The sequence below is a fragment of the Mesorhizobium sp. CNPSo 4689 genome (genome assembly GCF_057784325.1).
Map to the genome: position 1 here is coordinate 88,832 of NZ_JBWLUZ010000004.1, position 23,840 is coordinate 112,671.

General features: G+C 61.4%; 19 protein-coding genes and 1 pseudogene. 6 read left to right on the forward strand and 14 right to left on the reverse strand.

The window, feature by feature from the left end; all coding sequences use genetic code 11:
* Positions 1-25 precede the first annotated feature (25 nt).
* The 5 genes from AC04SI_RS08085 to AC04SI_RS08105 form a co-directional block, all read right to left on the reverse strand.
* Complete coding sequence (locus AC04SI_RS08085; RefSeq protein WP_404276079.1) at positions 26-1,393, reverse strand: FAD/NAD(P)-dependent oxidoreductase; 1,368 nt, start codon at positions 1,391-1,393, stop codon at positions 26-28.
* Positions 1,390-1,692, reverse strand: coding sequence for a (2Fe-2S)-binding protein (locus tag AC04SI_RS08090; RefSeq protein ID WP_404276080.1), 303 nt, complete (start codon positions 1,690-1,692; stop codon positions 1,390-1,392). Before AC04SI_RS08090 ends, AC04SI_RS08085 begins: the two co-directional genes overlap by 4 nt.
* A complete protein-coding gene (locus AC04SI_RS08095; RefSeq protein ID WP_404276081.1) occupies positions 1,689-3,674 on the reverse strand; it encodes a hydantoinase B/oxoprolinase family protein in 1,986 nt (661 codons plus the stop codon). The genes AC04SI_RS08090 and AC04SI_RS08095 overlap by 4 nt, the downstream gene beginning before the upstream one ends.
* A gap of 4 nt (positions 3,675-3,678) precedes the next feature.
* Complete coding sequence (locus tag AC04SI_RS08100) at positions 3,679-5,757, reverse strand: hydantoinase/oxoprolinase family protein (RefSeq protein WP_404276083.1); 2,079 nt, start codon at positions 5,755-5,757, stop codon at positions 3,679-3,681.
* Between the two features lie 90 nt (positions 5,758-5,847).
* The gene (locus AC04SI_RS08105; protein WP_488474083.1) at positions 5,848-6,753 is read right to left on the reverse strand and encodes a LysR family transcriptional regulator; all 906 of its coding nucleotides are present in this window, start codon (positions 6,751-6,753) and stop codon (positions 5,848-5,850) included.
* Positions 6,754-6,863: 110 nt separating this feature from the next.
* Here AC04SI_RS08105 and AC04SI_RS08110 point away from each other — a divergent pair, with 110 nt between their 5' ends.
* The 5 genes from AC04SI_RS08110 to AC04SI_RS08130 all read left to right on the forward strand — a co-directional run bounded on the left by AC04SI_RS08110 (position 6,864) and on the right by AC04SI_RS08130 (position 12,175).
* Positions 6,864-7,982 (forward strand): NAD(P)/FAD-dependent oxidoreductase, encoded by a 1,119-nt coding sequence (locus tag AC04SI_RS08110; RefSeq protein ID WP_404276087.1) that lies wholly within the window; start codon positions 6,864-6,866, stop codon positions 7,980-7,982.
* 969 nt (positions 7,983-8,951) lie between these two features.
* Positions 8,952-9,434, forward strand: coding sequence for a hypothetical protein (locus AC04SI_RS08115; protein ID WP_404276088.1), 483 nt, complete (start codon positions 8,952-8,954; stop codon positions 9,432-9,434).
* Between the two features lie 51 nt (positions 9,435-9,485).
* Complete coding sequence (locus AC04SI_RS08120) at positions 9,486-10,193, forward strand: hypothetical protein (protein WP_404276089.1); 708 nt, start codon at positions 9,486-9,488, stop codon at positions 10,191-10,193.
* Positions 10,194-10,211: 18 nt separating this feature from the next.
* Positions 10,212-11,429 (forward strand): YcaO-like family protein, encoded by a 1,218-nt coding sequence (locus AC04SI_RS08125; RefSeq protein ID WP_488474084.1) that lies wholly within the window; start codon positions 10,212-10,214, stop codon positions 11,427-11,429.
* Entirely contained in the window at positions 11,426-12,175 is a 750-nt protein-coding gene (locus AC04SI_RS08130; protein WP_404276093.1) for a TfuA-like protein, read from the forward strand. Before AC04SI_RS08125 ends, AC04SI_RS08130 begins: the two co-directional genes overlap by 4 nt.
* 16 nt (positions 12,176-12,191) lie before the next feature.
* On the opposite strand, the gene AC04SI_RS08135 is transcribed toward AC04SI_RS08130, so the two are convergent.
* From AC04SI_RS08135 to AC04SI_RS08160, 6 genes are all read right to left on the reverse strand, one after another.
* Positions 12,192-14,060 carry a tetratricopeptide repeat protein gene (locus AC04SI_RS08135; protein WP_488474085.1) on the reverse strand — a complete coding sequence of 623 codons (1,869 nt, stop codon included), beginning with the start codon at positions 14,058-14,060 and terminating at the stop codon, positions 12,192-12,194.
* Positions 14,061-14,573: 513 nt separating this feature from the next.
* Positions 14,574-14,819, reverse strand: coding sequence for a dihydrofolate reductase family protein (locus AC04SI_RS08140; RefSeq protein ID WP_404276095.1), 246 nt, complete (start codon positions 14,817-14,819; stop codon positions 14,574-14,576).
* A complete protein-coding gene (locus tag AC04SI_RS08145) occupies positions 14,719-15,273 on the reverse strand; it encodes a hypothetical protein (protein WP_404276097.1) in 555 nt (184 codons plus the stop codon). The genes AC04SI_RS08140 and AC04SI_RS08145 overlap by 101 nt, the downstream gene beginning before the upstream one ends.
* 169 nt (positions 15,274-15,442) lie before the next feature.
* Entirely contained in the window at positions 15,443-18,337 is a 2,895-nt protein-coding gene (locus AC04SI_RS08150) for a 2Fe-2S iron-sulfur cluster-binding protein (RefSeq protein ID WP_404276099.1), read from the reverse strand.
* A 1-nt stretch (position 18,338) separates the two neighbouring features.
* Entirely contained in the window at positions 18,339-18,590 is a 252-nt protein-coding gene (locus AC04SI_RS08155) for a sarcosine oxidase subunit delta (RefSeq protein ID WP_404276100.1), read from the reverse strand.
* 10 nt (positions 18,591-18,600) lie between these two features.
* On the reverse strand, positions 18,601-19,842 hold the full coding sequence (locus AC04SI_RS08160) for an FAD-dependent oxidoreductase (RefSeq protein WP_404276102.1): 1,242 nt from the start codon (positions 19,840-19,842) through the stop codon (positions 18,601-18,603).
* A gap of 103 nt (positions 19,843-19,945) precedes the next feature.
* On the opposite strand from AC04SI_RS08160, the gene AC04SI_RS08165 reads away from it, so the two are divergent.
* Positions 19,946-20,866, forward strand: a complete 921-nt coding sequence (locus tag AC04SI_RS08165) for a LysR family transcriptional regulator (protein WP_404276104.1) — start codon at positions 19,946-19,948, stop codon at positions 20,864-20,866.
* Here AC04SI_RS08165 and AC04SI_RS08170 read toward each other — a convergent pair.
* From AC04SI_RS08170 to AC04SI_RS08180, 3 genes and pseudogenes are all read right to left on the reverse strand, one after another.
* On the reverse strand, positions 20,834-21,586 hold the full coding sequence (locus tag AC04SI_RS08170; RefSeq protein ID WP_404276105.1) for a GntR family transcriptional regulator: 753 nt from the start codon (positions 21,584-21,586) through the stop codon (positions 20,834-20,836). The two genes, AC04SI_RS08165 and AC04SI_RS08170, sit on opposite strands and share 33 nt — an antisense overlap.
* A 183-nt stretch (positions 21,587-21,769) precedes the next feature.
* Positions 21,770-22,390, reverse strand: coding sequence for an SDR family NAD(P)-dependent oxidoreductase (locus AC04SI_RS08175; protein ID WP_404276107.1), 621 nt, complete (start codon positions 22,388-22,390; stop codon positions 21,770-21,772).
* 407 nt (positions 22,391-22,797) lie between these two features.
* Positions 22,798-23,707: pseudogene (locus tag AC04SI_RS08180) on the reverse strand (LysR substrate-binding domain-containing protein).
* Positions 23,708-23,840: the final 133 nt, after the last annotated feature.

Here is a 23,840-nt window from a genome sequence, read left to right on the forward strand (position 1 = left end):
CTCCGTTAGCGATGTGACGTTCGCATCAGCCATCTCGAAGAAAAGCACCCACGGGCGCCGGGCGGACAGGGGCCTGCCCGCGGAACCGGCCGACAGCGTCGGGTGTGCAGCCGGCTTGCGCCGCGACGAGTTCGACGGCAGCCAACTGGCAGTAGCGCCCCTGGCATCGCCCCATGCCGACACGTGAGAGGGATTTCACCCTGTTAGCCTCGCCGCCGCCGAAATCCGCGCTCTCGCGCACGGCTTTGGCACTCACATTTTCGCAGCGGCAGACGACCGCGTCGTCGGGCAGTGCCCGCACCATTTCGTCCGGCCAGGGGAAGGCGCAAGCCAGTCCACGGGCAAAGCGCCCGAGCCTCGCGAGCTTGCGCAGATCGGCGCTGGCGGAAGGCTCCGGATGTCCGAGATCGGCAAGGCATGCCGCCGCCGCGAGACGTCCAGCGATTTCTGCGCCGTCCGCACCCAGAAGACGAACCCCATCGCCCGCAAGATAGACTCCGTTGCCGGCCCGACCCATCTCGTCGCTCTTTGGCAGCCATTGCCGCCACTCCTCGTCATAGGTGAAGGCGCATCCCACAAGGTCGGCCAGATGCGTTTCCGCACGCAGGTGCCAGCCCATGCCGATCATGTCGCATGGGGTCCGGCGCTCCCGACCTCCGGCGTCGCGCCAGCGCATCGCTGTGACACCCTGCCCGTCGGCCTCGATCCGTTCGAGCGTCACGCCCGCATGGTAGCGGCCGCCGAGCCGCGCCCGCAAGGCCAGACCGCGCAGCGCGACGAGCGGCCGGGCGGCAAGCTTCCAGAGCCCCCGCATCTGCTGATGCCAGGGAGAGGTGTCCAGGACCGCTGCCACATCGGCTCCAGCCTTGACGAGCTGGGCGCCGACCAGCGTCAGCAAAGGCCCCGACCCCATCAGTACGATCCGCCGCCCAAGCGCCACGCCCTGCGCCTTGAGCGCGATCTGTGCCGCGCCAAGGCTGTAGACGCCGGCGCTCTGCCAGCCCGGGACCGGAGCGACACGGTCGGATGCGCCGGTCGCAAGGATCAGGCGGTCATAGAGGATCACCTGCACGCCACACTCTCCCAGCACGTGCAGCCGACCCTCCTGCACTGCGATGACCGAGTTCGCCGCGCAATGTGTAAGGCGCCCCGGTTTGGCCAATCGGTCGAAGAGCGCATGCAGGGCGCCCGCCTTCGCCGCCTCCGACCCGTAGAGTTGCTCCGCTGTGCGGGTAAAACCGGCAGGCGGGCGCCGATAGATCTGGCCGCCTGCGCGCTGCCCTTCGTCGATCACCACCGGGTGGAGCCCGGCCTCTACCAGCGTCGCGGCGGCCCTTATGCCGGCCGGACCGGCGCCCACGATCACGATCCGCGGCGGTAAGGTCTCGCTCACGGCCAGCTCTCCGGCTCCGTTGTGCGCAACCGCATGCCTTCCCTGATAAGTGCCGAGCACGCCCGCATGCGCGGTCCCTCGTCCTGCCACACCCAGCAATCCTGGCAGGCTCCCATCAGGCAGAAACCGGCCCGCGGCTCGGGTCCGAACTCGGACTTTCGCAACGCGTGCCCTGAAGCCAGCATGGCGGTCAGCACGGTGTCGCCCGCCAGTGCAGTACGCATCTGCCCGTCGAGAAAGAAATGCAGCTGCGCACGGTCGCGCTCGGCCAGCCGAACGATGCGGCCGGCCGTGATCATTCCGCTGCCTCTCGCACCGGGCCAGGACGAGGCAATTCGGGGAACCGTTCGCAGACCGCATCGAACGCCGCCTGGACGCCCTCCGGCCCCGAGCGCCCCTTCATGCGACGGAAGATCTCCGTCTTGGCGAAGAACCGCCAGTGGATCGGCAGGTCCCTTAGTATGGCGGTGAGCCGGTCATAGGCGGCCGGCGTCCATTGCGCTTCGTAGCCCTCACGCTCCAGACCGAAATGGAAATGGCCGGGGGCCGGCCGCTGCCGCGCGCGCAGCCTTTGCGTCGCCTGTTCGTCGACTTGGCCGCCGCGGATGACGACGCCATAGTCGCGTTCGGCAGCAGCCGGCGAGACATAGCCGCGCCGCACGTCCTGCACGACCTGCCAGGGCTCACGCTCATGCGGATCGCCGCGCCCGCCGCCTCCGGCGGAGCGGATATCGAGCACGTCGCCAGGCTGCAGGACCGCAGTGTCGATGTTGCCCAGCCGCCGCTCGTGCTCGGTCCCCGGATTGACGACCATGTCCGACAGGCCGGCCGCCTTGCCGCCCAGCACGCCCCAGGGACGAAAGAAGCTGCGGTCGCGGTTGCGCGCCGTGATCCTGGAGTCGGGGGCGAAGACACGGAAGGCCATCTCGGTCGCCAGCCCGCCGCGCCAACGGCCCGCACCGCCGCTGTCCCTGGCGAGCCCGTATTTCACGAACTCGACCGGGGTCTCGGTCTCGGTGATCTCGATCGGCGTGTTCTTGAGATAGGCGGCATCGGCGCCCGATCCGTTGGTCCCATCGCGATGCGGCATCGCGCCGCCGCCGCCCACCACGGGGTTCACCGCCGTGATGATGGTCCGGCTCGTCCGCTCGTCCGTGGTCATGACGTTGACGATGCAGTTGTTGCCGGCTGGAGCCGCAGGCAGGCGCTCCGGTACTGCTTGCGAGAAGGCGCCGAAGATGACCGACCGCAGCCGGGCGCAGGTGAGCGAGCGCATGCCCACCGCGGCCGGGTGGACCGGATTGAGCACCGAACCCTGGGGCGCGATGCAGGTGAACGGCCGGGTAAGGCCCGTGTTGAGCAGGATCTTCGGGTTGAGCGTGTAGAGCACATAGTAGACGCCCACCAGCAGCATGGTGTGGCGCGGGTCACCGCCGGAAGGCACGTTGAGCGACGAGCCGAGCTGCGGATCGGACCCGGTGAAGTCGAGCACTGCTTCGTCGCCCCTGATTGTCAGCGTCAGCTTAAGCCGGCAGGGATTGGCCTCGACCGAATCCTCGTCGGCATAGTCAGCGAATTCCCAAGTGCCGTCAGGCATGGAGCGCAGCACGTCGCGCGCCTGCGCTTCGGCATGGTCGAGAAGAGCGCAAACGCCTTCGATGAAGCCGGCCTTGCCGAACTTCCTCACCATCGCCTGGATCTTGCGCTCGCCGGTGTTGAGCGCGCCGACCAGCGCCTTGATGTCGCCGATGTTGAGGTCGGGCTTGCGCACATTGGTGCTCATGATCCGCAGGATCGTCTCGTCGAAGACGCCCTCCCTCACCAGCTTCATCGGGGGAAAGCGGATGCCTTCCTGATGGATTTCGGTCAGCGCCCGGCTGAGCGAAGCCGGCACCGCCCCGCCCATGTCGGTGTTGTGGATGTGCCCCCCGGTCCAGGCGACAATCTCACCATCGACGAAGACCGGTTTCCACAGATGCGTGTCGGGCGCGTGCGTGGCGACGTGGCCGGAATAAGGATCGTTGGTGAAGGCGACGTCGCCTGGCCGGTAGTCGTCGACCATCGCGATCGCACGGTGATACGTAAGCCCCGGATACCAGGTGGCGCCGAGCTCCATCGGCACGGCGAAGGTCGCCCCCGAGCGGTCCATCAGCATCACCGTGAAATCCTGCGTCTCCTTGACGAAGGCGGAGTGCGCGGTGCGGTGCAGCGTGTGGGCCATGTTCTCGGCCGCCGCGCGGGCATGGTTCGCCAGAACCTGCAGGTTTGTCCGGTCAAACAAGGCATCACTCCGGGAAGGTCAGCAGAAGATTGAGATGGCGGTCGACCCGTGCCTGGGTTCCGGCGGGAATGGCAAAGGTCGTGTCTTCCTGCACCACCACGGCAGGCCCGAGGAACGTGCTGCCCGGCACGAGAATTTGCCGGTCGTGGAGGTCGATGGTCTCGACGCTCACGCCCGTGTAGACCGGGAGCCGGCGCGCCGGAATGGCCGGGGCGTCGATCGCATCGACCTCCGGGAAGAAGAGTTTCGGCCCCGCGCCTACGGCGGACAGCCGGACATTCACAAGCTCGATCTCGCCGTCAGGGTCGTGGAAATCGTAGAGCTGCTCATGGGTGAGATGGAAGGCCTGCTCGATGGCGGCCACATTGCCGTCCGTCAGCCATTCCGGCAGAAGGACGACCTCGATCTCATAACTCTGCCCGACATAGCGCATGTCGCAGGAAAGACTGAGTTCCGCCGGTGCGTCGTGCCCCTGCGCCGCAAGCCAGTCGCGACCCTCACGCGCGAGGGCCTCGAAGGCCTCGCGAATTCCTGCAAGCGACATGCCCGATAGCGGGCTGAAGACGGTGCGAATGAAGTCCCCGCGCAGGTCCGCCACCAGCCCGCCCAGCGCCGACACCACGCCGGGACGCCGGGGCGCCATGACACGCTTCATCCCAAGCTCGCGTGCAAGGAAGGCGCCAAGCATCGGACCGCCGCCGCCGAAAGGCATCAGCGTGAAATCGCGCAGGTCCACGCCGGCCCGCGAGGCGAGCTTCTCGACCTCGACGAACATTTCCGACACCGCGATGTCGAGGATCGCCTGCGCGGTCTGCTCGACCGCCCGGCCGAGCCGGGCCGCAAGCTCGCCAACCACGCGATGCGCCAATCCAGTATCGATCCTGAGCTGGCCATAGGCCATCTCGCTGTGACCGAGCCATCCGCACACCACCATGGCGTCCGTCACCGTCGGCTGCTCGCCGCCACGGCCGTAGCATGCCGGTCCTGGCGTCGAACCGGCCGACTCCGGCCCGACACGCAGTACCCCTTGCGCGTCGACACTGGCGATCGAGCCGCCACCGACACCGATCGAGCTCACCGACACAGAGGGGATGTGCAGCGGAAATTCGCCGATCAGTTCACCGGTGCCGAACTGCGCTTCGCCGCCGATGATGAGCGCAAAGTCGGCCGAGGTCCCGCCGATGTCGAGGGTAAGAACCTTGTCTTCGCCTGCCTGACGCGCCAGCCATGAGGCACCGATGACGCCGGAGGCCGTTCCCGACAGCAGCATGTTGACGCAGGCGTGCTTGCCTTCGGCAGCGTTCATCAGCCCACCATTCGACTTCGTCAGCATGGGGCGGGCTGGCGCGCCGAGACCCTTCAGCCGCACTTCCAGCGCCGTCAGATAGCCTGCGACACGCGGATGGACATAGCCATTGAGAATGGCCGTCGAGCTGCGCTCGTATTCGCGGATGACCGGCCACACCTCGGCCGAGGAGAAAACGAAGAGGTCGGGCGCAAGACGCGCGATCGTCGCCTTGACGGAGGCTTCCTGCGCGGCATTGCGCCAGGAATGGAGGAAGGACACGATGATACCTTGCGCCCCGCTTGCCTTCGCCACTGTCACCGCCCTCTCCACCGCCGCCATGTCCGGTGCCTGGGATTCGCTTCCATCGGCACGCATGCGGACCGGAATGCCGAAAACCATGTCGCGCGAGATCAGCGGGTCCGGCCGCGAGCAGAACAGCGAATACATGTCCGGCATTCGCAGCCGCGCGAGTTCGATCACATCCTCGAAGCCGGCATTGGTGAACAGCGCCAGCGGCGCGCCCTTGCGCTGGATGATCGTGTTGATGCCGACGGTCGTTCCGTGCACGAAGCGCGTCATGCGCGTAGGATCGAAGCCTTCGCGTTCGGCCAGAAGGGTGAGGCCCGTCATCAACTCGGCACCCGGATCTTCCGGCGTCGTCAGCACTTTCAACGAGGCGACCCGACCGGAACGGGCTTCGAGCGCGCAGAAATCGATGAATGTCCCGCCGATATCGACGCCGACCTTCCAGTCGGCCCCGTTCTGCGCTGCATCCGCCGCGATGGCACTGTCCATGATGCGTCCCTTCCTGTCTGCCAACGCAAAGCTGGCACGACCGGACGGTCCGGGTCCAAGACGTATGACGGGCAAGGATATAAGTCTTGCTTATGCCCTTGTGCCGTCTTCGCCCAGGACGGCGGAACAGGCCGCACGGATTTGCTCGCGCATCATCTCATCAGCCCGCGAAAGAGCCCGGGTGCGCGAGGTCAGCAGCGCGATCGGAAATTGCGTCCCCGCCGCGAGCGGCCTGACGGCAAGCCCGGCAAACTGGTGCCACGGCAGCAGCGCGTCGACGAGGCCGATGCCCAGACCGGCCTGGACGAAGCCGACCGCGGAGATGGATACGTCGATCTCGAGCGACGGCGAAAGCGCCACACCCTGCGCGCGGGCCGCATGGGCCAGTTCGTCGGCGGGACGGGTGTTTCCGCGATAGGATATCAATTCCTCGCCGACGAGATCGGCGAGCGTCAGCTCGGTTTTTCTGGCCAACGCATGCGCGGCAGGGAGCAGGCATGAGAAGCCGACGCTGCCGATCACTTCCGCCTCGATATCGGGAGGCAGGCGGTCGTCCATGGCCACGCCGAGGCTGGCATCGCCGGCGCGCAGCATGTCGATGATCGCGGCGATCGGCGCCATATGGGAACGCAGCAAAATATTGGGATGTTGCGCCCGGAATCCGGTGAAAGCGCGCGGCAATATCGCCATGGCCGGCGGTGGCGAAGCCGCGACCCGCACCAGCCCAGTCCGGCCGAGACGCAAGTCGGTGGTTTTGCGGCGCAAGCCTTCCAGCCCAGCCGACAGCCTCTCGGCGTCGGCGAATATCTCAAGCGCCTCCGGGGTCGGCCGTAGCCGGCCCTTGACCCGCTCGAACAGCGTGAAGCCGAGTTCGTCTTCGGTGTGGAGCAGGATCTGGCTCAAAGCAGGTTGGGAGATGTTCAGCATCCGCGCCGCGGCGGTGACTGTACCCGCGCGCATGACGGCGATGAACACTTCGAGCTGCCGCGCCCGCATTGCCACTCCATAGGTAAAGCTTATGGTTCTTGTCCAAACCCATCTTTGACGCAATGCCGCGGCGCCGACAAGATCGGGCAGGCAAAGGTTGCTGTTTGCAAGGGGCCACTATGGATGTGATCGTGCTGGGCGGCGGACTGATGGGGGCGGCTTCGGCCTATTTCCTCGCCAAGCGTGGCGCACGCGTGACGCTGATCGAGCGCAACCGGATCGGCACCGGGGCAACTGTCGCCTCCTTCGGCAACATCCGGCGCACGGGACGCCATCTGTCTCAGCTTCCGCTGGCCCACCGCTCGCTCAGCCTATGGGGCGAGGCCGAGAAGATGCTTGGCCGCGACGTAGAATTCCGCGCCACCGGTCATATCCGGCTGATCTTCGATGAAGGCAGTCTCGCCGACATGCGGGCCTATGCCGAGGCGGCGCGGCCCTGGGGGCTCGAACTGGAAGAACTTGGCTCGCGCGAGTTACGTTCCCGCTTTCCCGGCCTCGGTCCCGAAGCGATCGCGGCGTCGTTCTCTCCGCAAGATGGCAGCAGCAATCCGCGGCTGATCGCCCCTGCCTTTGCCGAGGCGGCCCGCAAGCTCGGCGCGGAAATCGTTGAGGGAGCTCAGGTCGAGAAGATCACCTACACGGGCTCCGGTTTCCTTATCGCCAGTCCAAAGGGCACGTTCGCTGCCGAGTGCCTGCTCAATACCGCCGGCGCTTGGGGCGCTCGCATCGCCGCGCAGTTCGGGGACGATGTTCCGCTCGACGCCCGCGGCCCGCAGATGGGCGTGACCGAGCCATTGCCGCATCGGATCCTGCCGGTGGTCGGCATCTGGACCCGCGACAAGGACCATGGCGCCTATCTGCGCCAGGTCGAGCGGGGCAACATCGTCTTCGGCGGCGCCGCCGAAAGGGTGGCGGTGGACCTGGATCCCGGCCATGCGGCCGCCGATCCCATGCGCCTTCCGTCGCAATTGCGCGCCGTCGCGCGCCTTCTGCCGTCGATTGCTCAGGTCGCGGTCATCCGCACCTGGTCCGGCTGCGAGGGCTATATGCGGGACATGCTGCCGGTCATGGGACGCTCGGCGACGACGACGGGTCTGTTCCACGCCTTCGGTTTCAGCGGACACGGCTTCCAGCTCGGTCCGGGCGTGGGCGACGCCATGGCCGAGCTCATCATGACCGACCGCTGCGAAACGCCGCTCGATGATTTCAGGGTCGATCGCTTCAGTCGCACCGCTTAAAGACACAACTGCCGACCATCAGCGCTCCATGCTTCCATTTGACCGCTGGTGGGCGACTGGGCCGAATTGGGGAGCACGAAGCTGCTAGAGTTCGGCCTGGATGTATGGCGGCTTTCGGACGACTCAATCCTGGCTAATGTCCGATTTGAGGCGCGTTCCTGACATTCAGCCTGAAGAGGTGACGACAGGATACCAACCCAGGGACCTACGTTCTTCAGTTGGCACGCGCTCTCGACCCAGATTCGCAGATTAGCTAGTTTGGCTTAGCCTTAGCAGCGAAGCCTGAACTGACTGTTGGATGAGTGTCGGGAAAGGTGGCAGCGCCCTCCCGCTACCAAAATAATAAGCTATTGAAATAACTAGTAAATCGCGCATATGTGGTAGCGCCTCCAGACAAAATTACTCAATAATTTCAATGCTGCACGACGACGCTACCAACAGGATGCCCATATCGGTCACGAGCAGTCATTCGGGCTGAAGACCGAACGCGGTCGACGGCGAACGGTGACGGATTGTCGCTGAGTATGCGATGCTATGTGCATCATTGGTCCGCAGAGGAGCGTTCCCGCTCCTGGTGAAGCCGCGCTGAAGCCGCCAACGACCGCCCGGCGACGCGCGCCGGCTGGTCAGGTTGGATAGCCGCCGGGGCAACGTCCGCCCGCGGATCAACGTTTTTGGACGGAAAGGAGCATGCGAGCTCCCGGAACAGCGTGGAAGCGCCCGTAGCAGTCATTCGCCGCCAGTTCTCGAAAGGCGACAATTTGGCCGGAAGCAGAATGTCTGCTTGTGGTGCAGCGAAGAACGATAGCGGGCGCTCAACCTCCAAGGTCCGTATCGCGAGTTGACCCAACGCGGACGCTCGATGATGTTCGAACACTCGGCGGCGGACTAAGGGGCAGTAGGTGCTAGTTCCTTCGCTCCAGCTCGATTACACTAAGTTCTTGCGGATCACTCCAATCGGGGACGTCCATGGACGTTGGCAGTTGGCTGCGAAGCTTAGGCCTTGGCCAGTACGCAGCTGCGTTCGAGGAGAACGCTGTCGATGCCGAGATATTGCATCATTTGACCACTGACGATCTAAAGGATCTTGGTGTTGCCCTCGTTGGCCATCGACGTAAGCTGCTTTCCGAGATTGCGGCACTGCGTGTTGAGCCTGCCGTTGTCACCTACAGCAAAGACACAGGCGCCGATGATAGGGTGGCAGAGCGCCGTCAGTTGACGGTGATGTTTTGTGACCTGGTCGGGTCAACCAAACTTTCTGTAGAGCTCGATCCAGAGGACTTCCGGCAGGTAATCGCCAGCTATCAGTCGGCGGTGACTGAGGAAGTAGGCTCGGCGGTTTCATCGCCAAATACATGGGCGACGGTGTGCTCATATTTTTCGGCTACCCGAATGCACACGAAGATGGCACAAACCGCATTGTACCGCAACCGGACTAGTAAAAAATGCTGACACGCAGCCTCGGCTTCTATACGACCTAATTCTGTTGATGAGGAGGGAAATATGCCTGCAGGTGATCCTAACTTCTGTGCAACTTATACCGCCGATCCGGATGTCGATAAATGGATTGAAGAGGGAAACGAGGAGTTCTACGTCCGATACAAAAATTGGTTGGATGCCGGTTCCCCCAAAGAAATCGATCATATGACGTACTTTTTCGAAGACAATAAAGAATCGAAGAAGAAACTTGAAGCAGGCGAGTCTCCAAAGGTCAACGGTGGCATTCGTCAATCTGACTGCAAGGATTTCAATGATTTCGTCGCTGGCTACGTGCCGATTGTATTAAATCGCGCGGCGCTGGCACGAGCGGACCTTCATGCGATAAGATCTTCTGACAAGGATTTGTTGCAATTTCGGGCAGCTCTTTTCAGCTACTTCGTAGGCGATAAGCTAAGTGATGATGAGAAGCGAACCATAAACGGAACGCTTTTTGTCCAAGTGGACATTCAGCCGATTGACGCTGGTGGAGGTGAGGCGGACAAGAGACTTTACGCAATTCCGGGGAACGCACTTGTCGGATTCGACCGGAATCTCGGCGACAAAAGGTGGAAGTATGTCGATGAGCAAATTACGAAAGCGCTAGATTCGATACGTGGCAATGTCATCAACATTTCCGGTGCCGTTCAGCTTCGGCTTGGAGGGAAAGGAACGGTGCCGATTTATGAACCGATCACAATTGGTGACGGTATGGTTATCATGGGCCGCAACTAGCGGTCTCGTGAAGCGGTGGTGCGCAAGCAAACCCTTGGGCGAGAGAATTGCGCTGCGGAACGAGTCCTTTGTTCTTCATCCGCAGCCGTCCTCCGTGGTTCCGCGACCCTCAGTCCTGCATTAGCTGCATGCTGGGAATTGATACCGGAGGCCGGCATTACCAGGGTGGCAGACATAACTGGATTGGACGAAATTGGACTCTGCGTTACGTCAGTGGTTCGCCCAAATTCACGGGCCCTTACAGTTTCATCTGGAAAGGGCTCGACGATTTCACAGGCGTGTATCTCTGGACTGATGGAAGGGTTGGAGATTTTCCATGCAGAGCGATTTGCTGACTGGATTCCGTTTGGCGAGCTTCCCCGTGATTGCGTAGTTCCCGATCTATCAGACCTCCCGCACACAGTTGACAAAGAAGCCCCTAAGGCAGCAAAGCCATGGCTGCGTATGGCGACAGGGTTAGAGTTGATCTCAGGCGAAACCGCAGCCGTTCCTTTCGGACTAGTGCACACCGATTTCAGAAGCGAGACGTTGCAGAAAAATGACGGCTTTGTGGTCTGCAGCAACGGGCTTGGCGGGGGCAGCTGCTACAATGATGCGGCAACTCATGCATTGTGCGAGGTCATCGAGGGTGATGCCATCGCTCTCTTCAAGGCATCGCAGCCGGGCAGCTTTGGAAGGGTCGATTGGAGGGCCATCGAAGACGACGAATCCCAGAACCAATATGCGAGGTGTCGGAGCCTTGGCATTGCCGTCACTGCTTGGGACATAACTACTGAGATTGGCGTGCCTTGCTACTATTGTCGTTTGGTCGAGCGTGAAAAGGGGCCTGTAGGCATCCCCGTCGCCACGGATGGAGCAGGTTGCCATCCACTACCCGCCATAGCTCTCCGGCGTGCATTGTTTGAGGCTATTCAAACCCGCGTTCTTTTGATTTCGGGGGCCCGCGACGACCTGAGACCACGCCACTATTCCGCCAAAGCGCCGAACGACACTTGGACCGCAGAGATACGGCTTCGCGATTCAGAGTGCTCGGACCGAACAGCGTCAGGACTGCTGAAATGGCTGGTCAGTCGCCTTGTTGTGGCGGGCTTTCGACAAGCCATTGTTGTTGATCTAAAGAGCCGCTCCTCGCACCTTTCGTTTGTTAGGGTAGTAGTGCCTGGCTTGGAAACCTATCCGTATGCCGTGGGATACACAAAGGGCCGACGCGCAAGAGCGGCTAAGCTTTCGCAATGAAACCTGTCCTATTTGTTGGGCCCACGTTGCGATCGGTTCCCAAGGGCGCATCATTTGATTGGCGCCCACCAGCACAACGCGGAGACATTTACCGTGCCGCAGCGGCCGGCGCGCGTATGATTGGCCTTATTGACGGATGCTTCAGGACTGTTCCGTCTGTCCTGCACAAAGAGATTCTTTGGGCGCTGAACGGCGGATGTGCTGTTTTTGGCGCCGCAAGCATGGGCGCGATCCGGGCCGCAGAACTCTACCCATGCGGGATGATCGGAATTGGAGCGATCTTTCACGACTTTGTTAGCGGGCGAATAACGCGCGATGATGAGGTTGCAATTGAACACGGCCCTGCGGAGCTTGGCTTCCCACAAACCTCGGAGGCCCTAATCAACATACGATACACTTTGAGAGAAGCCGTCGCTCTCAACAAGATCGCGACGCGAGCAGCCCGTGAAATCGAAGAAATCGCTTCAGCAACATATTATGCGCGCAGAAATCTTGCTAACGCGATCGATGCTTACAACGTGCGCTGCGCACCAGATGGTCGAATCAACACCGAAGTGACTAATTGGTTCTCGCAAAACCGAGTCGACCAGAAAAAGCGAGACGCCCTTGAGTTACTAGCTGCAATGAACCAATACTTGGAAACAGGGCAGTTGCCTAAAAATCAACTATTTGAGTTCGAGGAAACGATTTTCTTCGCCGAATTTCGGGCCGCAATGGATAATCCGATCATTCGCGATTTCACATAGGGAATCTCTATGCAAGTCACACGGCATGTCCCATTGCGCCTTGCTGCAACTTCGCCTGGCAAGCTTCCGACAAGACGACGTAGCGAGGGTGATCTCGGACCGGTGCGAGATCGAGATCCTTCGGGATCCATAAGGCAAACTCTTGAGGCATCCTTGGAACACATGCTTCCAACAAATCTATAGACTTATCTATCTCTCCTATTTGCGCCAAGGCGCAGGCGAGATTATATTGGTCCGTTGCGTCATCGGGATCGATAATCAAGGCCCTCTCAATCCATTCGCCTGCGCGCTCTCTTTCACCTAGACGGGCTAGAGCTAAAGCCCCGTGCGCAAGGGAATTCGCGTTGTCAGGACGCGCGGCTACCGCTTTTTCGATTCTCTCTAGCGCGCGGTATGTGGCGGTAGTCGACTCCTCGTGTCGACCCAGTGATTTCAGGGCTAAGGCCAGCAAATTGAGTGCGGTATAATCTGTATCGAGCAGGCCAGATGCCAGTTCGAGGTGCTCTATAGCTTCTACGTTCATGCCACACTCGGAACACGTGGTTCCGAAATTCTGATGCACATCAAATGAGTGAGAGTCTAACCTAAGAGATTCCCGGTGTGAGACAAGTGCTTCTTCGAACTTTCCTCTTTCAGCTAGGATGCGCCCCATGGCAGCGTGGGCCTCCGCCGAAGTTGGGTCTAGCTCCAGAGCCCTCTTCGCTGCTTCAAATCCAGAATCGGAAGTCCTGCCGCAAAAATTTAGGTAACAAAGACATAGGGCTGATAACGCCCATGCGCGGGCGTAGTTTGGATCCAGTCCTATTGCCTTCTTGCATGCGCGCAGCGCGATCTCGTAGTTGCGCGCACCGCGGATTTCGAAGTAGCGACGGCCCATCAGGTAAAGTCGATATGCTTCGGTATCGTGAGTGGAGCGTGTTACGATCGCCTCGCGCTCCTCGGGAAGCAGACGAACTTTCAGCGCAGCAACAATCGCGCTTGATAGTTCGTCTTGCAGAGCAAACACGTCGCTGAAATTGCGGTCGTAGCGCTCCGCCCAAACATGAGTGTCCTTCATCGCGTCGATAAGCTGAGCGCTTAGGCGCACACGGCCACCAGACTTGCGGACGCTCCCCTCGAGCACGTATGCGACCTGAAGCTCCTGAGCGATCCGATTGACCTTGATCTTGCGTCCTTTGAACGAGTACGCCGTACTCCTAGAAAGCACCTTTAAGGCGGAAATTCTCGATAGATCCGTAATAATATCGTCCGTAATGCCATCGCTGAAATATTCTTGTTCTGGATCGCCGCTAATATTTGCGAACGGCAAAACAGCTATTGATAGACCGACCTTCTTGGGCTGATTCTCATTTCGGCTGGTACCCGAGGAACGGCCACCCGACACACTATATATGCGCAGCGGGCGCGTAATATTTTTGAGCGAACGCTCACCCAAATCTTCGAACTGGAAATTGCCTTTTCCGTGGACTTGTCCAAATACCATTTCGGAAATTACGATGCCGCCGGGATCCGCCTCGTGCTCCAGCCTAGCGGCGATGTTGACACCCTCACCGTATATGTCGTCGCCCTGCGCGATGACGTCGCCAATATTGATTCCCATGCGGTAGAGGACTTGCTTTTCCGGGGCCACGTTGTTGTTCGCCGTGGCCATGGCCCCTTGCAGCCCCAGGGCACATTCTACCGCGCTAACAGCACTTGGAAATTCCAATAGAATACCGTCGCCCATTAGCTTGACGACTCGACCATTGTGCGCAGCTACCAATGGTTCCAGAATTTCGCTTTGACGAGTCCTGAGGGCGGCGAACGTGGCAGCTTCACTTGCCTCCATAAGCCGACTGTATCCAACCACATCAGCGAAAAGAACGGCGGCGAGACGGCGCTCCAACTTATCCTCCGGTCGACTATAGGTAGCGATCGACAACAACTGAGTCTACTGTTTTGATTCGCTTCCCTACCGACCTGCGCTAGGTCGCTACTAGCGTCCGCTTTCAGGCAGTGGCAAAGATGGCCGCAACGGCAGAGTTGCGGCGCAAAGCTGCCGTTCGCGTCGTGGAAACCGTGCGTCGGCTTTGGGTCAGACTTTCCCGTTCCCACCGGTCTTTGCAGCACAAGACAGGTCCATCACGCTCAACACCGTAGAAAATATCGCAGGGTTTCCGAATGTGGGGAAAGGCGGTAGCGCTCTCCCGCTACCAAAATCACGCTAAACATCTGAAATAGACAATAAATGACCGTTCGATGGCAATGGTCCAGTTGAATTTGGGCGAACGATTTCAGTGTGCCGCCTTTGTCCGCCAATGTTCAGACCGGGAACTACCGCTTCGCGCCAGAAGCGGACACCTGTGTCGACTCGCTTCACTCGGTCTCACAGGAGCTCCCCAGCATGCAGGCAGCCGGGTTACGCTCTAGGCTCATGCCGCATCGCGACCGCCCCTGAGACGAACTCTTGCCGGCCCACGAGCTTCAACTCGACATACTTCGATAATCCCGCGAACAGCGTCGGCCCGTGACCCGCCAGCCTAGGCTGCACCACGAACTCGTACTCATCGATCAACCCGAGCTCCGCCAACGCTAACGGGAGCGTCACGCCTCCCACGAACAGTCCCTTGCCCGGGGTGAAGAGCCGCCAATTGAAAGCCTGCATCCGTTCCCGCCGCGGTCTCGGTCAGGACATCCAGCGCAAACGCCGCCGAGGCGATGTCGATGAAGATATCGTAGGACACCGCGCCAAAACGGTCGAAACGAGCCACAACCGCATCCAGATGCAGGGCGCGGGTCTGGGCGAGATGAGCGGGTTTCAGGCTCTCCGGCCTCAGATCGGCCATCGAGATCCGCCGCATCAACGCAGGCGCCGCTGGACCCGATATCACGAACCACGCCCAGCCCTCGTCGCGATAGGCTTCGTATCCTTTGGCCGCAAGCTCGCTGTCGTGCCAGGCCTTGCGCAACTCGCGCAACCGCGCGCCGCTGCCACCGGGAGGCGCCGTCAGCAGCACCTCCTGTTGGCCCAGCCGCAACACCGACGTGCCGCAAGGCAGGGTAAGCGCAGTATTCACCGCCTCGGGTGCGGATAGACCTGCTTCACCGAGCCAGTCCATCGTACCTAGCCCGCGCAGCCCAAAACGCTCCGTCTGGGTACAGTCGAAAACGACGTTCTCATGCGCTCCGGGGAGCGCATCTCTCCGCGCAAGGCTTTGCTCCAAGGCGCTGTGGCGTAAGCTCGGCTCAATCTCGACTGAGACTCCAGGATGGGGGCGCGGAAGCATCTTACATCTCCTGCCGTTGGTTTTCGGGATCATAGAATGGGGTAGGCACCACTCTGGCCTCCAGTTCCTTGCCACACAGGCCCCGTATGCGCAGACTGGATCCCGGCGTCGCATCACGCGGGTCGGCATAGGCGAGCCCGATCCATTTGTTCAGGGTTGGCGACAAACAGGTCGATGTGACAAAGCCCACCGGGCGTCCGTCCCGCAGCACGAGGCAGGATTCCGCCAGCCGGATGCCGTGCCCTTCGGGCAGTTCGAAGCCGCACAGCTTGCGCTTCAGGCCCAGCTTGCTACGCGCTTCTACGGCAGTCTTCCCCACATATCGGGCCTTGGTCTTGGACAGCGCCCAACCCATGCTCAGCTCATCCGGCGTCGAGAGTGCATCGGTATCCTGCCCAATGATGATATGCCCCTTTTCCAGACGCAGGATACGCGAGGCATCCAGCCCATAGGGTTGCAGACCGTAGGGTGCCCCTGCCTCCAGCAGCTTTCGCCAGAGTGCCGCTCCGAAAGATTGCGGCACGTGAAGCTCGTAGCTCAACTCGCCGGTAAACCCGATGCGCATGATTCGAGCCGGGCACAAGCCGATCACGCCGCTACGGCCATTGAGATAGGGGAAGCCGTCCGGGGAGAGATCGATGTCGCCTCCCAGGGCCTTGAGGACCTTGCGGGCCGCAGGTCCGGTGACATTGATCGCGGCGAACGCGGCGGTGACGTTCTGGATATCGACCTGCATGCCCCATTGCGTGTTCAGGAACAGCATCTCGGTAAAGACGCGGGCGACGGCGCCGGTGGTGGCGGTCACATAGAATTCGGTCTCGGACAGGCGGAAAGCCACCCCGTCATCGATGACCGATCCCATGTCGTTCAGCATAAGGCAGTAGCGGACGCGCCCCACCGGCTGCCTGGCATGGGCCATCGTATAGATCCGGTCGAGGAACGCGCCGGCATCCGGACCACGGATCGCCAGCTTCCCCAAGGTCGAGACATCCAGCATGGCGACCTGATTGCGCACAAGCGTGACCTCATCCCGGATCGCTTTCTTGACGTCGCGATTTCCGGCGTAGTGCAGCGGCCGCCACCATGCCCCGACCGGTGCCAGTTTCGCTCCGCCGGCGACATGTTCGGCATGCATGGCGGTATGGCGGTAGGGCACATGGTTCGGGCCTGCGAGCAGGCCAAGCTTTTCAGGGCCGAAAGGCGGACGCGAGGTGGTGATCCCGACTTCGCCCACCTTGCGCCCGGTCTCCCGAGCGACGATCCGGGCCGTTGCCAGGGCGGAATGCCGGCCCTGCGACGGCCCCATGCCGACGGTCGAATAGCGCTTCACCAGTTCAAGCTCGCGATAACCGTCGCTGACGGCATTCTTGATATCCTTGATCTGCAGATCCTCGTCGAAATCCACGAAATCCCGCCCTTTGGGATGGGGGGATAGTTCCTGGAGACAGTTCATCTCCGGCGCACTGGCATCCGGGATGACGTCCGGGTGGACGCAGACATGGCCGGCGCCCTGCGCTGCGGCCGCGCCCGCGATCTCGCCGCTGCGCAGCACCGATTTCAGGTCGAAATATCCTGCCGCCGATCCGGCAACGTGAAACGCTTCCGGCAGATTGCTCAGCACGAATTGCCGACTGGCCTCGTCAAATCCCAGCTTTGCCCCGGCATGCAGGGGGAGCTGGTAACATGGCGTGTAGCCAGCCGCGACCACCAGGTGATCGCAGTCCAGCTGTTCCGCGCCACGCTCGGGTGTGCTGAAGCGGATGGCTCGGATATGGCGATTGCCTCCGGTCCCCAATGCTTCCGTGACGGTAGCGTTCGGGATGATCCGAATGCCGCGCTCGATGAGGCGCTTCGCGAGGATCTTGCCGGACGCATCGGCGGCGGGATCGAGAACGGCGAACAGCGATACGCCCGCGTCGAGAAGGTCGAGGGCAGTGAGATATCCATCCCGGTTGCCGGCAAAGACCACGGCGCGCTGGCCAGGACCAACCGCATAATGGCGCATCAGTCTCTGCGCCGCGGACGACAAAAGGATACCCGGCAGGTCGTTGTTGCGAAACACCAGCGGCTGTTCATGCGAACCTGCGGCCACCACGACCTGCTTGGCGCGAACTCGATAGAGCATCTCGCCCTGCAGCACCGGAAGCCAGTTGTCGGCAAACCAGCCATTGCATGTCGCACCGGTCAGCACCCGTAGATTGCCGAGCTTTCCGGCCGCTTCGCGCAGCGTCTTCAGGGTTGCCTCCGCCTCTGCCGTCTCGAGCCCGAAGCGCGCATAGGTCAGGGCGCCGCCGAGCTCCGGGTTCAGATCGACCAGCAGCACCTGTGCCCCCGCTTCGGCTGCCTTGATGGCGGCCGACAGACCGGCCGGGCCCGCGCCCACGACCAGCACGTCGGTGTGCAGGTTTTCCTTGATGTAGTGGCCGTGATCGGCGGCCGGATCGACCTTGCCGAGGCCGGCCGACTTACGGATCATCGGCTCCCAGAATTTCAACCAACTCTTCGCGCCGGGGCGAAAGAAGCTGCGATAGTAAAATCCGACGGGCATGAAGCGCCCCAGCCTGTCGAGCACCGCGCCACGGTCGTGCTCGGCCGTTCCGCTGACGTTCTGGGCAGTGACCTTCAACCCTTCGGCAATCGGGCGCAGATCAGCGCGGACATTGGGCTCATCCGGCAGCTGCACCAGCGTGTTGGCGTCCTGCCCGGCCATGGTCAGAATTCCGCGCGGACGGTGGTATTTGAATGAGCGCGACAGGATCCAGCGGCCGGTTCCAGCCATGGCGGAGGCAATGCAGTCGCCGGCGAAACCTTCGAGCGCGCGGCCGTCGAATTCAAAGCGGATCTTGCGGGTGCGATCGAGACGCGATCCCCAGGGAAGCGGCAACCGTTCGGTCATGTCAGGCGGGCTTTCGGCTGGGAAGATAGGTGGCAACAATCTGGTCGCTCACGGTGTGGCGTTCGGCGATCAACACGGTGTTGGACGCGGTGTGCCGCCACCATTCGCGCATCACGCCGAGCGGGTTCTCTCCGTAGAACAGGGACTCGATCAGTTGCTCGGGCTGTTCGGCGCTGGCCGCGCGGACCGGCCCGAGATACTGAAATTCGGTAATGTTGCGAGGCCCATTCACCGGGCAGGTCAGAAGTTTCATCGAAGCCTCGTCAATGGCTGGCGGCCGTGGCGCCCATTTCATTCAGCAGCGCAAAGCTGTCGAACCGGCGCAGGTCGAATGGTTTCAAGACATCGGGCACGCGCCCGCTGGCGATGGTCTCGGCCATACGCTTGCCGGCCACCGGCGTCGCCTTGAAGCCCCACGTTCCCCATCCGCAGTCGAGCCAGTAGTTTTGCAGCGGTGAGGCTCCCATGATCGGGCTGTAATCCGGCGTCATGTCGGTGATCCCCGCCCATTGCCGCAGCAGCTTAACCTTGTGCAGGAAGGGGAAGAGGTGCAGCGCGCCTTCGGCGAGATGTTCCTTCTGGTCCAGCGTCGAGCGGGTCGACGCCAGCTGGTAAGGGTCGGAGCCGCCCCCGATGACGACCTCACCACGGGAGGATTGCACCAGATAGGTGTGCAAATTGGCGGATGAGACAAGTATGTGCAGGAATGGCTTCAACGGCTGCGTCACCATTGCCTGCAGTGGGAAGCAGCGTATCGGCAGCTGGATGCCCGCCATGGCGGCGACCTGGCCATTGAGCCCGCCCACGGCCTGCAGCACCTGCCCGGCGGCAATCGCGCCGCGGTTGGTCTTGACGTGGGTGACCCGGTCGCCCGCGCGCTCGAAGCCAGTGACCTCGGTACGCTGGTGGATCTCCACGCCACGCTCGCTGGCATGCTTGGCATAACCCCATGCCACGGCATCATGGCGGGCAGTGCCGCCGTCGGCATGCCAGAGCCCGCCCATCACTTCGTGCTGGCCACCGAGATCGAGGTTCAGATGCGGGCAAAGCTCCTTCACCGTCTGGACATCGACCACTTCGATGCGGGTGCCCACATGCTTGCCCATCTCGGCACGCAGATGGAAACTGCGCAGCGTCGCTTCGGAATGCGCGAGCGTCAGCTGCCCGCGCTGCGAAAACATGACGTTGAAGCCGAGATCCCGCGACATCGTCTCAAAGAGTTCGACGCCTTCCTTGTAGAAGCGGATCGATTCCTCGGTCATGTAGTTCGAGCGGATCGTGGTGGTGTTGCGCGCCGTATTGCCGCCCGCGAGATAGCCTTTCTCCAGCACGGCTATATTGCGAATGCCATGCACGTTGGACAGGTAGTAAGCCGCCGCAAGACCGTGACCGCCGCCGCCGATGACCACCACGTCGTAGGATCGCTTCAGCTCGGGCGTCAGAGGAATGTCGCGAAAGGAAGCGTGCCTGGCGCGCAGACCGTATTTCAGCAAGGAGAAAGGCATGGTTTCCTGCGGTTCAGCAGCTGGGATCGAGCCTTAGAAAACCCGCCAGGCCGGCTTGGCGCAAGAAATCGTTCTTTACCCAGTGACCTCGTTTTTGTAATGCATGGAAAACCTCAAGAGGGTCTTCATCATGCGAAACCTGCCGCATCTCATCTATCTGGAAGCCTTTGAAGCGGCAGCCCGGCATCTGAGCTTTACCCGCGCCGCCGAGGAGTTGAATTGTACGCAAGGGGCGATCAGCCAACGGGTTCGGGCGCTGGAGCAATTCTTCACCAGGCCACTCTTCCACCGCCGCAGCAACGGTTTGGAGTTGACCGAAGTCGGCACCGCCTATCTGCCCGGAATAGCCGAGGCTCTGGATCGGGCCGAGGCAGCGACCGAGGGGCTGCTGGGCGCACAGGCGCAGACCAGCGTGACGGTTTCAGCCCCGCTCAGCTTCGTCACACTGTGGCTTGCGCGGCATCTGGGTCGCTTTTCCGCCGCCCATCCGCGGATCGAGGTGCGGCTGAACAGCACGATCTGGACCGACCCCAACGTGGAACTGGCGGATCTCAGCATTCTGGCGCTCGATCCGTTGCAGCCGCTAACGGGTGCCGTGCAATTGGGAGAAGAACGACTGATGCTTCTCTGCGACCCCGAGACCGCTCGCCAGGCCGGCGCGCGACCCAGTGCAGACTGGTTCAACGCCGCCCGGCTCGTCTATGTGCAGGGCAGGATGCAGTTACTGGATCTTTGGGCGAAGCAGGAAAACATGGTCGTCGCGCTACAAAAGGCGCCGATCAAGGCCGACAATGCGGCAGCGGCATTGGAGATTGCAGCGTGCGCTGGCGGCATTACGGCCGTCATGTCGACCTATGCGGCGGCCTACCTCACCTCGGGGCGGCTGGTAGCGCCATTCGGCGCAGGGGAAATCCTGCCGGTTGCCCTGCATGTGGTTCCCAATCAACAGCGCCGGCTCTCGCGGTCCGCGACGCTGTTCCTGCAATGGCTCTCAGGGGAGATTCCATTCCACCGCGAGATCTAGCTTTCCGTTCAACACCGGCGCGCCCGAAAACATTATTCGTTTGATGCGCTGTTTGGTCAGGTTGTGATGCAGCGTGGCGTATTCGTCGGCACGCTCGGCATCATGCGCCTTTATGGCGTCGAATATCAGATCATGCTGGCGCACGGTTTCGGCGAGGTGCAGTCGAACGTCATTTTCGTCTTCATTGGCGGCGCTGACGAAGCAGGCGCGCGCAATTCGAATGGAGCCAATCAAAGTCTGTTCATAGAAGGCGGAGAAATGCCGGTTGTCCGCAGCCTTGGCGATCGCCATGTGAAACGAGAAATTGGTTTCGGAGCGGCCGACGCCATCACCGGAGGCCACCGCGTCCTTGAACAGTTCCATCTGCTCGGTGATCCGCTTCAAATCCTCGTCCGTGCGGTTTTGGGCCGCAAGGCGGTGCACCATGCGGCTGGCGATCAACAGGGCGTCATAGAGCTTGGGCAAATCATCGAAGTCGAGGGGCGCCACCTTTGCAGAACGCCCTTCGCGCACGACCAGTCCGTCAGCGATCAGCTGGATGATGGCTTCACGTACCGGTGTGCGCGAAACCGACAACGCCTCGGCAAGTGCTGCCTCGTCGAGGCTTCGACCAGGACGCAGTTCCAGCCGCAAGATCGCGTCGCGCAGTTCACGCGTCACTTTCCAAGCATCCCGTTCGGTCATTGAATTCACTGCCTCTTGAATTGTTCTGCGTGCCAATGCGTGACTGCCTTTGAAAGGGCTATTCTAATCGGATTTGCGAGACAAGCGACCTGCAGGTCACCGCAAGACCCTCGGTCGGCGGAAGTTGAAACCCCACCGCAATGCGACTTGTGGACGTTGCCGCGCTGACAAATTGAACGCCTGGCCTATACCGGCCCGGGTGTGCGGGTTTCGCAGCGCCTAGCGAATGAGGACGCCAGACGCCATGAAGCCGCCGTCGATATTCAGAATGTGACCGTTGATATAGGCGGCTGCCGGAGAGGCCAGGAAAAGGATGGCTGCCGAAACTTCTTCGGGCTTTGCGTACCGCCTTGCGGGAATTTGCGCATCCCAGATCGCTCGGTCCTTCGGCCCATGCACCTGCAGGATCATCGGCGTATCGACAGGCGTTGGTGCGACGGCATTGGCGGTCACACCCTTGTCGCCGAGTTCCGCCGCCAGCAGGCGCGTCAACATGTCGACAGCGCCCTTGCTGCAGGAATAGGCGCCACGTCCGGTATTGGCAATCTGGCCGTTCACCGAACTGACGGTGATGATACGCCCCTCGCCCTTGGCCACCATCTGCCGGCCGGCGAACTGGCAACAATTGAAGGTGCCGGTCAGATTGACCGAGAGAATGCGCTCCCAGTCGCGTGGTTCGAAATCCAGGATGGCCCCGGTCTTGACGATGGCCGCACTGGTCACCAGGACATCCGTGCCGCCAATCTCCTCGATCTTCTCAAAGGCGGCCTCGACGGCGTCGCGATCGGTGACGTCGAGGGCGACGCTTGAGACCGTACCCTTTGCGCGCAACCGTTCCATAGCCTGTCCAGGGCATCTTGCGACCAATCGATGATGATCACATTGGCGCCCTTTTGCGCGAAGCCCAATGCTGTCGCTTCACCGATGCCGCCGGCGCCGCCGGTCACAACGACGTTCTTTCCGGTAAAATCTGCCATTTTTCTCTTCTCTGTCGCCTCGCGGTTATGGGAGGCCTTAAAGGGCCTGGTTCGTGGTGCAAGAATCCGTCGGCTGCCCAGTATACCAAATGGATACCAATTTATGTCAAGGCGTTTCCGGGACCCTGGTCCCGCCATTGACCCGGCCTTGCCGTGTCGCGACCGGCTGGATGCTCTCGGCATTACAGCGTCAGGGCAACACCTCAGCACCACGTGTTCAAAGCGAATGTGAGATTCGAATACGAGGGCGCCAATACAGGCTTTCGCTGGCTATCTTGAGGTGATCTCCCCAGGTGGCGGGCCTGGATTGAGAACCTCGCCAGCCAAGCCGATAAGCCGCTCGATCGCTTCCGACCGGTCCGGACGATACATGATCTGAACGTCCGCCGTAGGGGCCGGAGCGTCAAGAGGCCGGTACACGACTCCCGGCCGCGATAGCTTTTGAACGCATTCCGGCACAAGCGCGATGCCGAGGCCGGCAGCAACCAGGCTGGTCAGCGAATAGGATTCGACGACCTCGTGCGAAATCTGCGGCGTGAATCCGGCTTCGATGCAGCAATCCCTCAGATATCTCGCGAACCGTGAATCGCTCAATCTCAGGAACACCAGACTTTCATTCTTCAGCGCGGACAGCGGAAGCTGATCATAAACAGCCAGCCGATGCGCCGCCGGCAGAACGACACCGACATTTTCATGCCAGGCGAGCCGCGTGATCAAATCAGCTTCATGGGGCGGTCGCCGAATGAAGCTGACATCAATGCGACGGGCCAGCAAAGCCGCCTGCTGCGCCTGGGGGCCCATTTCATGAATGCGGATGACCACGTCCCGATAGCGCTTGCCAAAAATCGCGATGAGTTCAGCCAACGGCCCAAGTAGAACTGAACCGGTCGTGCCGACATTGATCACGCTGACCTGTCCTGCACCGATGTCGCGCGCGTCCTTTGCGGCATGCTCGACCCCGGTAAGTATCGTGCGGGCATTCACAAGAAAGCTTATGCCGGCGGGCGTCAGCTTGACCCTGCGGCTCGTGCGCTCGAACAACACCGTGCCCACCTCCCCTCTCAAGATCCTTGATCTGTTGACTGAGTGGCGGCTGCGAAATGTTCATTCGTGCGGCCGCCGCCGTAAAGCTCAGCTCTTCGGCCAGGGCCACGAAATATCGCAGATGACGCAGCTCCATGCCGGGCTCCCATGTTTTATATCTTTTTCATATAGAACTAGCCGAACAATATATTGGACATATTGCACTCCATCGACAAAAATTCGCAAAATAGAAAAAACCTGATCTTCGAATCAGGATGGGAACCGAGGAA

Bases quoted from the DNA above. Each gene is read 5' to 3' on its own strand.
- AC04SI_RS08090 (WP_404276080.1), bottom strand. From the start codon at position 1,692: ATGATCACGGCCGGCCGCATCGTTCGGCTGGCCGAGCGCGACCGTGCG.
- AC04SI_RS08100 (WP_404276083.1), bottom strand. From the start codon at position 5,757: ATGGACAGTGCCATCGCGGCGGATGCAGCGCAGAACGGGGCCGACTGG.
- AC04SI_RS08105 (WP_488474083.1), bottom strand. From the start codon at position 6,753: ATGCGGGCGCGGCAGCTCGAAGTGTTCATCGCCGTCATGCGCGCGGGT.
- AC04SI_RS08110 (WP_404276087.1), top strand. From the start codon at position 6,864: ATGGATGTGATCGTGCTGGGCGGCGGACTGATGGGGGCGGCTTCGGCC.
- AC04SI_RS08115 (WP_404276088.1), top strand. From the start codon at position 8,952: ATGGACGTTGGCAGTTGGCTGCGAAGCTTAGGCCTTGGCCAGTACGCA.
- AC04SI_RS08120 (WP_404276089.1), top strand. From the start codon at position 9,486: ATGCCTGCAGGTGATCCTAACTTCTGTGCAACTTATACCGCCGATCCG.
- AC04SI_RS08130 (WP_404276093.1), top strand. From the start codon at position 11,426: ATGAAACCTGTCCTATTTGTTGGGCCCACGTTGCGATCGGTTCCCAAG.
- AC04SI_RS08140 (WP_404276095.1), bottom strand. From the start codon at position 14,819: ATGCAGGCTTTCAATTGGCGGCTCTTCACCCCGGGCAAGGGACTGTTC.
- AC04SI_RS08145 (WP_404276097.1), bottom strand. From the start codon at position 15,273: ATGGACTGGCTCGGTGAAGCAGGTCTATCCGCACCCGAGGCGGTGAAT.
- AC04SI_RS08150 (WP_404276099.1), bottom strand. From the start codon at position 18,337: ATGACCGAACGGTTGCCGCTTCCCTGGGGATCGCGTCTCGATCGCACC.
- AC04SI_RS08155 (WP_404276100.1), bottom strand. From the start codon at position 18,590: ATGAAACTTCTGACCTGCCCGGTGAATGGGCCTCGCAACATTACCGAA.
- AC04SI_RS08160 (WP_404276102.1), bottom strand. From the start codon at position 19,842: ATGCCTTTCTCCTTGCTGAAATACGGTCTGCGCGCCAGGCACGCTTCC.
- AC04SI_RS08165 (WP_404276104.1), top strand. From the start codon at position 19,946: ATGGAAAACCTCAAGAGGGTCTTCATCATGCGAAACCTGCCGCATCTC.
- AC04SI_RS08175 (WP_404276107.1), bottom strand. From the start codon at position 22,390: ATGGAACGGTTGCGCGCAAAGGGTACGGTCTCAAGCGTCGCCCTCGAC.